Raw genomic sequence first — 10,934 nt, forward strand, 5'->3', positions numbered from 1 at the left:
AGAGTCCCAGCAGCACATTCGCTAGAGAGACCATCGCCAGCGGACGATTCTCATAACAAGCCAAATACGTCTTCACCTCAAGAAATTCAAGTAAATCATAAGGATTCCTTCCTGCAGCCACGATGAGATGCAGATCCTCTCTCTCTGCCAAAGCCTTTACCAACTGCGTCTGTCCTCGCGAGAAAGTAGCATTATAGGTCACCATAACCACCTGCTTCTTCTCTTCAGCAGCCTGCAGTGTCGCAGCAATTTCCGACTCGGAAGGAGATAATCCCAAGTACACCTCTTGGACATCTTTCCCCGTGAGTGCAGCCAGTGTGCTGCCCAGCGTATCCTGCCTCTCCACGACCTCGTCAATTTCCGTACCTGTTTGCACTTCCGTCCAAATCACAAGCAGCGACTCATTCACATCCAGAAACTTGCCTACTTCGTCCTTCACTAGCGTAATGCTTTTCCGGCTTAGCTCCTTAGCCAAAAGCTGGTGCTCTGGCGTTGAAATAGGTCCCTCAGGAACCGGAGCCAACTTATCAAACTGGATATCTCGTTTATATTTGTAGGTCATTACTCGCAAAACAGACTCATCAATCCTAGACTCCGGGATACGTCCGCTTTCAACGGCAGCAATAACGGCTTCCATGGCGGATACTTGGCGATCCAGCGTATGACTAACCAGAATGAGATCCGATCCAGCTTCAATGGCACGAACCGCGCCTTCAGCTACTCCAATCCCTTCGGAAATCACCTTCATTTCCAAACAATCCGTAACGATAAGCCCTTTGAAGCCCAATTCTTCCCGCAACAGCTCTGTTAAAATCCGATGCGATAACGTTGACGGCACACCGTTTTGTTCCAAAGCCGCGAACACGACATGCGCAGTCATAATTGCGTCAACTCCGCCTTCAATGGCTTTGATAAAAGGAGCAAGCTCAAGTTCCATCAGCCTCTCCATGCTATGCGGAACAATCGGCAGATCATGGTGCGAGTCCTCTGAGGTGTCCCCATGACCCGGAAAATGTTTCACCGTCGCAATAACGCCCATATCCTGCAAACCTTTGACAGCATGCGTACCCATATCACTGACGATTGCCGCGGTCTCCCCATAGGAGCGAACCCCGATGACTGGATTCAATCGATTATTGTTAATATCCAGGCATGGGGCGAAGTTCATATTCACGCCCATCTGGCGCAGCTCCTTGCCCATGATTTTGGAGCTCGCGTACACGTCAGCAGGCGCAAAAGCAGCCCCTAACGCCATATTCCCCGGCAGCAAAGTGGCTCCTTTTTCTATTCGGGAGACCATACCTCCCTCTTGATCCACCGCGATAAATAACGGTTGTCCTCCGCTGTGAAGGCTCATCTCTTGCAATTCTGCGGACAAATGAGCCAATTGATGCGCATCTTTCACATTACGGCGGAAATAAATAACGCCACCAAGCCCATACTCCTCAATTAGCTGCTTAATAGCTGGATTTGGCTCCAGAGCATCAAAGCCGCAAATAAACATTTGACCCACTTTTTGACGCAAAGTTAATGGTTTATGCGCATTGCTGGATGTGGATGACATAGTGGACACGCTCCTTGGATAAGTAGTTAAGCTTTAATGCATGCAATAATTCGTTTCTGCAAAAGGATGTACATCAGAAGGGCAGGGATAAGGCTGAACATGATAGCTGCGCAAAGCGAGCCATAGTTCATATTCAGCTGGTCGTAGAAGGCCACCATGCTCACAGGAAGCGTGCGAAATTTCTCTTTTGTCAGGAAGAGATTCGCCATCATAAATTCGTTCCAATTGCTAAGGAAATTGAGCATAAACACGGGAATAAGCGGCGGTACGGTAATCGGAACAATGACGCGCCACAGCAGCCCATAGATGGATAACCCATCCATTGTGCCCGCTTCCTCCAACTCACTTGGGATAGACTTAAAAAACGCGCTAATCATGAAAACCGAGAGCGGCAGTCCAAGCGTGATGTAAGGCAGAATCAAAGCGAGAGGCGTATTGTACAGATGCATGCTTCTCAGCAGCATATACAGAGGGACAAGCAGCGAGCCAGCAGGCACAAGCAAAGCTACCATCAGAACTCGATTGATGACCTTGCTTAGCCCAGGAAACTTCATTCGTGTCAAAGCAAAGGAGGTGCTTGTACCGAGGATTAACGTCATCATGGCCGATATCAGCGAAATCACGAGACTGTTCGTAAAATAGTGCGAGACATGCGCGCCTGTCCACGCGTTCCAATAATTGGACAGGAGCCACTCATCCGGAAAAGACCAAGGGGATGCGATGATTTCTTTATTTGTTTTAAAAGAAGAATTGAGCACCCAGCCCAGAGGGAATAGGATGATTCCTATGTAGACCATAAGTACGGCATGCGGGATGACACTACGGAGGGAGATTGCTTTACGCTTGATCAATGTGTTCAAAACCTCGCCTCCTCTTGCTTCGCCGTCAACCAGCCAAACACGGAAGTCAGCACACCCGTGAACAGAAGAATGAGCAGCGCGATCGCATTCGCATAGCCGTATTCGCCGATTCGGTACGCCTTTTTATACATATAAGTCGCCATCACTTCCGTTATCCCGTACGGATTCCCCCCTGTCATCACAAAGACGATATCCAGAGCTTTCATCGCGCCGGTAATCGAAAGCAGGATCATCACGATGATCACAGGACGTAGGAGAGGCAACGTGATCGACCATGCTTGACGAAAGCTCGACGCGCCATCAATTTCGGCTGCCTCCAGAACGGTTTTGGGGATCGCATAAATGGCGGACAAAACTAGAATCACATAAAAGCCAACCCACTGCCAGGCATTGGTGACGAGCACAGAAATCATGGCTGTTGATTCATCAGCTAACCAGGTATGCTTCCATGGCCCCAAGCCTATCGCTTCCAGTAGTTGATTCAATAAACCCGCTTCAGGATGATAAATGAATCCCCACAACACGCCGACGACAGCCGTCGATAGAATCGTAGGGAGGAAAATCATTGTTTTATAAAAGCCCGTCCAACGCCGAATTTTGCTCACCACCAGAGCTAAACAAAGAATGAACGGGATCTGTATACCGATGGAAAAAGCAATAAAATACAAGTTGTTGCGCACAGCGATCCAGAAATATTTATCCTGAAACGCTTGGGTGAAATTGTCCAGACCATTCCACTTTGCAGGCAGGATCCCGTTCCATGCCGTAAATCCGTACCGCATCGACATCAGCATGGGATAATAGAAGAAAATCACTAGCAATAGCAGTGTAGGTACCGTAAAAATGGCATAAGCAACTGGGTTTCTTCCTACTTTGTTCATGGTTCATCCTACTAATTCGTATGAGTTTCTTCCTTATTGGAAGCGTCCTGCTGCTTCTGTATTTCCGTCATCAGTGTGACAGGATCGGTTCTGCCGCCGACTAATTCCTGCATACCGCGTTCCAATTTCTCCCGGACCTTGGTTTGAATGCGCGAGTCGAAAGCAGGGAAAGCCCCTTTGCTGGTTGCAAACACATCCAGAATTTGCGTAATCAGCGGATTCACATTACTCGTATCCTGCAGCTTCATAGCAGGCGGCATGCCTTCCTCGACCAGCTGTCTTTTTTGCATCGACTCATTGTACATCTGCCTGATGAATTCTTTAATGGCATCAAGCTGCGCTGGCGTAACCTTCTTCGAGAAACCATAAGCGTTAGACCACCCGCCGTTGATGAAGCCGTCTCCAGGACCTCCCATGTTCGGGAAGCTCATGAACCCTACATCGTTCACAATGGCAGACTTCTCCGGATCAAGCAGCGGCGTATTGGCCCAACTGCCGTCAAACATGAACGCTGCCTCTCCACTGCTGAACTTGTTTTGCTGCTCGGCATAAGAAAGTGCTAAGTTACCCTCTTGGAAGTACCCCTTTTTCACGAGGAAATTATACTTCTCAAAAGCATCCACGACATCCGGGTCTGTCCAATGCTTGCTCCCATCCAGAAAACCTTCGACGGAATCGGGTCCAGCCGTGCGCACCCACATGGTGTTGCTCAGCATGTTAATGACCCACGAGTCTTTGGCTGCCAGCGCGAATGGCGTTATCTTCTGAGCTTTCAGCTTGGCCGCAGCGTCAAGCAGCTCAATCCAGCTCTGAGGCGGTTTAATTTGATGCTCTGATAAAATCTTTTTATTATAATACAAGCCCTCGACATATCCGGCCATCGGGATTCCATATATTTTACCGTCGACTGTAAACTCTTCAAAGCTGTAGAACTTGTTCGTTAAACCCAATTCACTCAAGATGGGCGTCAGATCTAGCAGCCTATTCGCTTTGACATAATCCTTCGTATCCGTCCCGCCAAACAAGTCGAAGATTTCCGGTGGATTCCCGGCAGCCATCTCGGCTCTCAACTTTTCAAATCGATTCACCTTGTCCTCTACGCCATCCAGTGTAATCGACAGGCCAGGCACCTTCGCCTCTGTAGACTTCACTACCTCCTGAAGCATCGCCAAGCGCTTCTTCTGTGTATCTTTCACTTGCGTGTGGCGGATCGTCAGCAGGACCGGTTCTCCTTTGGCCCCTGGGGAAGGCGCGTCGTTGTTTGGGCTGGTCAGGTTTAAGCTGCTGCAAGCGGACAGGATGAACGATACGGCCACAACCCCTGTCACCGGTAACAACGTTCTTATTTTCATCTTCCTTGATCTCCCTTAGGCTTGCATGTTAAGTATAAAATAATGGCTTGTCGTCCTAAAGACCGATAAATTTCTTATATAGGGGCAAAATTCTCTACTTCGGCTCCATGCGCTTCTCCCGGTACTCCGAAGGAATTTCACCAGTAAACTTCTGGAATACTTTTGTAAAATAACGGCGCTCCATATAACCAACGGATCGTCCGATATCGGTAATATTTTTATCGCTATGCAGCAGCATCGATTTCGCCAGCTCCATCCGGTGCTTCGTCACATATTCAACGAAAGTTTCCCCGAAATGCTGCTTGAATAATAAACTAAAATAACTCGAAGAGATGCCGAGGGAGCTCGCAATATCTTCAATACCAAAATCATTCGAATACTGGGTTCGAATATATTCCTTCGCCGCCGTCATCAGAAGCTCGCTGTTCTTCTTCTTATTCGTTCCTTCCAGTCCGATGCCTGCGAGCTGCACCATCACTTGAAGCAGATGCTGAATGCTCTCGCTTTTATCGAGCTGGTGCCATACCTGCTCTTCTTCCTGGACATCGAGGGAATTCATCTCACGCAATTCGCGAAGCACATGCAGGATCAGGAAATGCAGCATTTGATATGCCCTGGCAAACGAACTATTCGGCAGCCCTTCCAGCAAATCTTTCAGCCGGTTCAGAGCGTCCTCCGTTTTCGTACGGTTCAGCTGTTTGAGACCGGTCACAATCTCCTCAACCAAATACCATAAGGAGCTGTTTGCGTCCGCCGGCTCTTTGGATTCCTTATAGAGCAGCACAGACTCCTGCTTATCCAGATTTAACTGCATGAAGCGCTGCAGCTTCCTGTAGGTGTCGGAGAGCAACCGTAGACCTACAGCACTAGGATAAAAGCCCACGCTAATGCCTAGTTTGACGGATTCACGGACATCTTTTTGCAGTTTAATCGCCACTTCGTACAAGTTAGACGGCATGTGGGGTTCCGCATTTTGGGTACCATCATCCTCTTCCCCGCCAGTGTCCCATTGAATAAGGAGGCACCATTCGCCTTCGCGCATCTGCAGAACGGAATATTCCGCTTTGTAATCCGCCAATGAATCTTGCATCACATTTCGCACAGCGAAATTCCACAGCTTTCGCTCTTGCTCTGACCACGGCAGCGACTTTTGCGAGTACTCATCCACATCGATCATCATGAACGAATACTTCATGGTTTCCAAATCTCTATTATCTATCGGAAGCAGCGTATGCGTTGAAATTTCCGTATAGTTCATGAGAACATCCTGAAGAATTTTCTCATAAGCCAAATTTTTCATTTTGCCCCATTTTTGCTGCTCCTGCTGCTTAATAGCTTTGCTTTCCCTGATTTCACAAGCCAGCTTACGAATGCAGTTTTCTAACTCTTCATAGTTAATCGGCTTCAAAATGTAATCACTAACGCCAACCCGCATGAGCGAGCGCGCATACTCGAAGTCCTGATAGCCTGTCACCATCAGCACTTTGCATACCTCGTTGATTTCACGGAGCTTTTGAACGAAAGTAATCCCATCCATCAAGGGCATCCGAATATCGCTCATCACCAAATCCGGTCCATGCAGGCTGGATAGTTCCAGTGCCTCGACCCCATTCTTGGCTGTTCCTACAATATCAATTTCCAGCTCTGTCCACGGAATAACCGCCTGTAGATTACGTAAAATGTTAGGCTCATCGTCTGCCAAAATCGCTTTTAGTTTCACAGGCCTGCCCCCTTTGTTTTGGGAATGACAATCTTTATCGTCGTCCCGTGCCCTTCCATGCTGCAAATAAACATGCCGTAATGCGTGCCGTACTGGATGCGTATGCGGTCAGCCACATTGCTGACGCCCAGACCTCTTCGCTCTTCATTCACATTTGCATCCAAAATTTCGTGAAAAGGCGTTTCCAACTCTGTTTTATAATGAAATTTCGCTAATTTCTCATTGGAGATGCCTATCCCGTTATCCGAGACATACAGCCCGATCTGCTCCCCTTCATCGAGGATTTTGATCGAGATTACGCCCATATAATCAATAGGTTCAAAGCCGTGCTGCAGCGCGTTTTCTACCAGCGGTTGGAGTGTCAGCTTCAGAATGCTGTAATCCAAAATCTCGGGGTCTGATTCAATTTCATAGCGGAATTGGTCTTCAAAGCGGAATTCCTGAATTTCGAGGTAACTCTTGAGATGATCAAGTTCTTGGTTAAGCGAAATCTCTTCCCTGCTCTCCATGCCGATCCGCAGCAAATTGCCAAGTCGATACACCATTTGACTGACTTTCTTCCCTTGGTTTTGGATCGCGAGCACATTGATGGACTCTAGCGTATTAAAAAGAAAATGCGGCTTGATTTGCGCCTGTAGCAGCATGAGCTCAGCTTTATTTTTACGATCCTGCTGGCGTTTGACTTCTTCCAGAAGGTCCTCGATTCTCACCACGAGACTATTAAAACCCCTGGCTAGCGCCGTAGTTTCATCCTTGCCGCTTTCCTCCATGCGAGTAGTCAAGTCACCGCGTTCTACCTTTTTCATGGAGTTGAGCATCCGCAGAATTAACTGAACAATGCGTCGAACAAACACTAAATTATAAACAAGCGCAAAAAATAAACAAACAAACGTAATCCCGGCGACCAGCTTCATGATCGTTTCGATTTCTCCCGCCACGTACTTCCAGGACGTTATCGATACGACGCTCCAATCCTGCACACCCATTTGATTAATATTTAAATGATAGAGAGAAACTAGACTTCTTTCATTTTGAAAATTAGCTTGAAAACTTCGGTTGCTTTGCCGCAGATCCAACTTGCCTTGCAGCAGCTGAAGCACATTGGCACCTTCCAAATGCTGCTTATTGTCATAGAAAATAAGTCCGCTCTTATTCACGAGCAAGTAACGCTTCGAGCTGTCTTCGTTCGTATTAAAAGATTTGAAAATTTGATCCAGCTCATTAAACTTAAATTTCAGCAGCATGTAGCCGAGATTGTCCATCGTCCAGAAATCTTTAACCATTCTCGCTTGATAGAACTCCCCGCGGCCGGCGCCCAGCTCCTTATATTCAGTGGGCCCCATCCACATGGGACTCCCATTCAGTTCCTTTATCTGTTCAAAAGCCGTGCTAGCCGACAATGTTTTCCATGGCAGCGCATTTCCGCTCGTTCTCCCCGCGCTGAAGGATTTGCCGGCATTGTTATAAATGACGACCGACTGAATCGGCGAATAGGTCAAAATTGAGCCGCGCAGCAGCGTATCGAACGTATTTAAATCATAGGACGATGGCGCTTCTTCATTCGGCCTGACCTCATCGATCGTTCGATAGATGCCCTGAATGCTGTCCTTGACCATCCAGAAGTCTGAGAAATAATTTGCTTCTTTGAACATGTAATAAATATTACGGGAAATCGCTTGCAGCGTAACTTCGGTTAAGTCACCATATTTCTTCTCAATTAGCTGTTGGGATACGGTATAGACGGCCGTGCCCAGCACGAACAAAGGGATAATGATAAAAAATAAAAATCCGATAAACACCTTTTTGTTCAAATTCATCGACGTTTGGTTGACCCCTTCTAACCCGAATCAGGCACCATCCTTGTGCTGGTGCCTTTACCTGCTTTTTACATTATAATTGACTCGTCATTTCGTCACCTAGGGATAGGTTTGGATGCAGGAGGGATAAAATCCTCTAATCCATATCGGAGCGAATTTCGGGCTCCACCGTGACTTCTACGTTGCCTTTAAGTGCTTTACTGATCATACATGCCTGCTCAGCCCGGTAGACAGCTCTGGTTATTTTGTCCAGTTGATCTGGGAGAGTATGAGCGGGGACGGAAATGAAAGGGCGGTGTATGATGCGGTTCACTTTCATCGCTGGACTATTTTCAACGTAAATCTCCGATTTCAGCTCAAGCGAGGTAATACCCTGGCGTTTCACCAGCATGCCGAGTGTTATGAGATAGCAGGTTGCGGCGGCGCCAATCAAGAGTTCTTCTGGATTCGTACCGATACCYGGACCGTCTAGCTGGCTTGGTACCGAAATTGGCGCAGCCAGATTACCCGCCTGAATGTGTCCTGTGCCGTCCAAACCGCCGATCCACTCTGCTTTCAAATCAAATTGATGCTCACTCATCGGTATCACTCCTTTTTAATGTTGCCGCGGATAACTCCTGAGGCTTGCTCGGCTGCWGCGCTTGCGCTTCATCTCCGCCACTTATATGCAGACCAATGACGCCTAATATGATAAGTACAATGGAGATCACCTTCAGCGTAGAAATCGACTCATTGAACCACCAAATACCAATGATTGTAATTAGCGCCGTCCCTACCCCCGACCAAATAGCATAGGCCAAAGAAACTTCAAGCTGCTTCAAAGCCAGCGTAAACAAAGTGAAGCATATGATGTAGCAAATCCCCATTACAACCGCGGGACCAATCTTTGTAAAACCAAATGACATCTTCATAGCCGTCGTGCCTATCGTTTCAAAAAGGATTGCCAGCAGCAGAAATGTCCAATTCATATTCCAAACCATTTCATCCATCCTCTACACTGATCTTATTGCTCTCATTGTAAAGGAATGGGTGGCTTTTCACCAGTTCGTTCATATGTGAAATCGAATTAAAAAACCGCCCCCGCCCTGTGATCAGGGCAAGAACGGTCTTGTTAGCGCAATGAATGAAGGCTGCTCACTTCGTGTGCCAGGCTCTTCTATAGGATTGCGAATATTGATCTCTATGAAAATGCATAATTCATGTGTTGGAATCAAAACAATGAAAGCCCTACCTCTCTTCCATCCTTGCGGCTCCAATGACCGCGCCAGTACGAATTGCTTTACAAACACCTGCTGCCGAAACACGATGACACTGCCTCGGGTTTACCATAAAATGAGCTGATTTTACTGCGTCATTGGGAGAAATATCAAACAAGGAGAGGGGGTTACTTTCTACTCGCTAATCGTCCGTATGGGGGTAAATGAGGTTTAGCCTAAAGTGTTTATATGGTTCACTTCAATCAATCTACCTAATATACACGAATGATGCGAAAGTGTCAAGACGACTACTCCCTATAAACTAGTTGTGATACTATTGGTATGGAAGTAATTATATCACTCGGCTGTGAAGCACACGCCGCTTTTCTGGATCCAGCATGGACTACTGCTGAATCTGGAGAAGCGGCTTATTTTATTTCTATTCATTGGAGGGAACCAACATGGATGAGCAATTACGCATAGCGCTAGAGAATCTCCTTGCTAACCATCTTGCGAAAAGGGATGGAGAGGGATACCGCAGACTGAAAGAGGGCCATGGCCATGCAGAACAATTATTTCTGCGACAGGTTTGGTGGCCTGCCTTTGGCAGCTTCACCGATTTGCACCCTGAGTACGAGGTGAGAGATTTTCGGGATGGGACTCGATTTCTTGACTTTGCTTTTGTGCGGCACTCCCTGAAGTTAGCCATCGAAATAGATGGTTATGGACCTCACGCTTCCCAAATCAGCCGCACCCAATTCGCCGACCAATGGACCCGCCAAAACCATCTCATCATCGACGGCTGGAAAATCCTCCGATTCTCCTATGATGATGTCAAAGCCCGCCCCCGCATGTGCGAACAAATACTGCAGCAATTCATGGGACGTTATCTGGGCTGTGAGACTCAGACGGAAATGAGGTTGAATTATGTGGAGAAGGAGGTTATTCGTTATGCACTTTCGCTGAATAGACCACTTACTCCGCAAGATGTCTGCGAAATTCTTTCGGTCAAAAACGCGAAGGCAAGACAAATTTTGAAAACAATGTTAGAAAAAAGTTTGATTCAGACTGTTGGGAAAGGTTCGCTGCGGATTCGAAAATACAGTGTAATGGCTTCGGCTCTCCAACAACTCAACCTTCATTGGTAAGTCCACATACTTAAGCTTGTTCTACAACGTTAACTTCTACTTCCCGCTCCACAGCCGCATTTTAACGTTGAAAAACATCGGCTCAGCACACTACAACTTGGATTTGGGCCTGATCCACACACTTAAGCTTGTTTTACAACGTTAACATCTACTTCCCGCTCCACAGCCGCATTTTAACGTTGAAAAACATCGGCTCAGCACAATACAACTGGGATTGGGGGCTGATCCACACACTTAAGCTTGTTTTACAACGCTAACTTCTACTTTTCGCTCTCCAGCCACACTTTAACGTTGAAAAACATCGGCTCAGCACAATACAACTGGGATTGGGGGCTGATCCACACACTTAAGCTTGTTTTACAACGCTAACTTCTACTTTTCGCTCTCCAGCCACAC

9 protein-coding genes are annotated in these 10,934 nt (G+C 47.2%); 1 reads left to right on the plus strand and 8 read right to left on the minus strand.

The features are described 5' to 3' along the window. The 8 genes from nagZ to AC1DUA_RS08300 all read right to left on the minus strand — a co-directional run. The coding region (gene nagZ / locus AC1DUA_RS08265; RefSeq protein ID WP_477499274.1) for a beta-N-acetylhexosaminidase at positions 1-1,564 on the minus strand (1,564 nt) is incomplete at its 3' end. A gap of 26 nt (positions 1,565-1,590) precedes the next feature. Continuing rightward, the gene (locus AC1DUA_RS08270) at positions 1,591-2,424 is read right to left on the minus strand and encodes a carbohydrate ABC transporter permease (protein WP_477499275.1); all 834 of its coding nucleotides are present in this window, start codon (positions 2,422-2,424) and stop codon (positions 1,591-1,593) included. Continuing rightward, positions 2,421-3,305, minus strand: coding sequence for a carbohydrate ABC transporter permease (locus AC1DUA_RS08275; RefSeq protein ID WP_477499276.1), 885 nt, complete (start codon positions 3,303-3,305; stop codon positions 2,421-2,423). Before AC1DUA_RS08275 ends, AC1DUA_RS08270 begins: the two co-directional genes overlap by 4 nt. Before the next feature lie 11 nt (positions 3,306-3,316). Continuing rightward, positions 3,317-4,657: an extracellular solute-binding protein gene (locus AC1DUA_RS08280; protein WP_477499277.1), complete on the minus strand. Its 1,341-nt coding sequence runs from the start codon at positions 4,655-4,657 to the stop codon at positions 3,317-3,319. A gap of 94 nt (positions 4,658-4,751) precedes the next feature. Further along, complete coding sequence (locus tag AC1DUA_RS08285) at positions 4,752-6,377, minus strand: response regulator transcription factor (protein ID WP_477499278.1); 1,626 nt, start codon at positions 6,375-6,377, stop codon at positions 4,752-4,754. Further along, positions 6,374-8,194: a sensor histidine kinase gene (locus tag AC1DUA_RS08290; protein ID WP_477499279.1), complete on the minus strand. Its 1,821-nt coding sequence runs from the start codon at positions 8,192-8,194 to the stop codon at positions 6,374-6,376. The genes AC1DUA_RS08285 and AC1DUA_RS08290 overlap by 4 nt, the downstream gene beginning before the upstream one ends. A gap of 136 nt (positions 8,195-8,330) precedes the next feature. Further along, the gene (locus AC1DUA_RS08295; protein WP_477499280.1) at positions 8,331-8,774 is read right to left on the minus strand and encodes an OsmC family protein; all 444 of its coding nucleotides are present in this window, start codon (positions 8,772-8,774) and stop codon (positions 8,331-8,333) included. Continuing rightward, a complete protein-coding gene (locus AC1DUA_RS08300; protein ID WP_477499281.1) occupies positions 8,767-9,174 on the minus strand; it encodes a DMT family transporter in 408 nt (135 codons plus the stop codon). The genes AC1DUA_RS08295 and AC1DUA_RS08300 overlap by 8 nt, the downstream gene beginning before the upstream one ends. A gap of 677 nt (positions 9,175-9,851) precedes the next feature. On the opposite strand from AC1DUA_RS08300, the gene AC1DUA_RS08305 reads away from it, so the two are divergent. Further along, complete coding sequence (locus AC1DUA_RS08305; protein WP_477499282.1) at positions 9,852-10,538, plus strand: endonuclease domain-containing protein; 687 nt, start codon at positions 9,852-9,854, stop codon at positions 10,536-10,538. Positions 10,539-10,934 lie beyond the last annotated feature (396 nt).

It is taken from the genome of Paenibacillus sp. 01T422 (assembly GCF_056398785.1).

Coding starts and splice junctions, on each gene's coding strand:
- AC1DUA_RS08275 (WP_477499276.1), bottom strand. CDS start 3,305: ATGAACAAAGTAGGAAGAAACCCAGTTGCTTATGCCATTTTTACGGTA.
- AC1DUA_RS08280 (WP_477499277.1), bottom strand. CDS start 4,657: ATGAAAATAAGAACGTTGTTACCGGTGACAGGGGTTGTGGCCGTATCG.
- AC1DUA_RS08290 (WP_477499279.1), bottom strand. CDS start 8,194: ATGAATTTGAACAAAAAGGTGTTTATCGGATTTTTATTTTTTATCATT.
- AC1DUA_RS08305 (WP_477499282.1), top strand. CDS start 9,852: ATGGATGAGCAATTACGCATAGCGCTAGAGAATCTCCTTGCTAACCAT.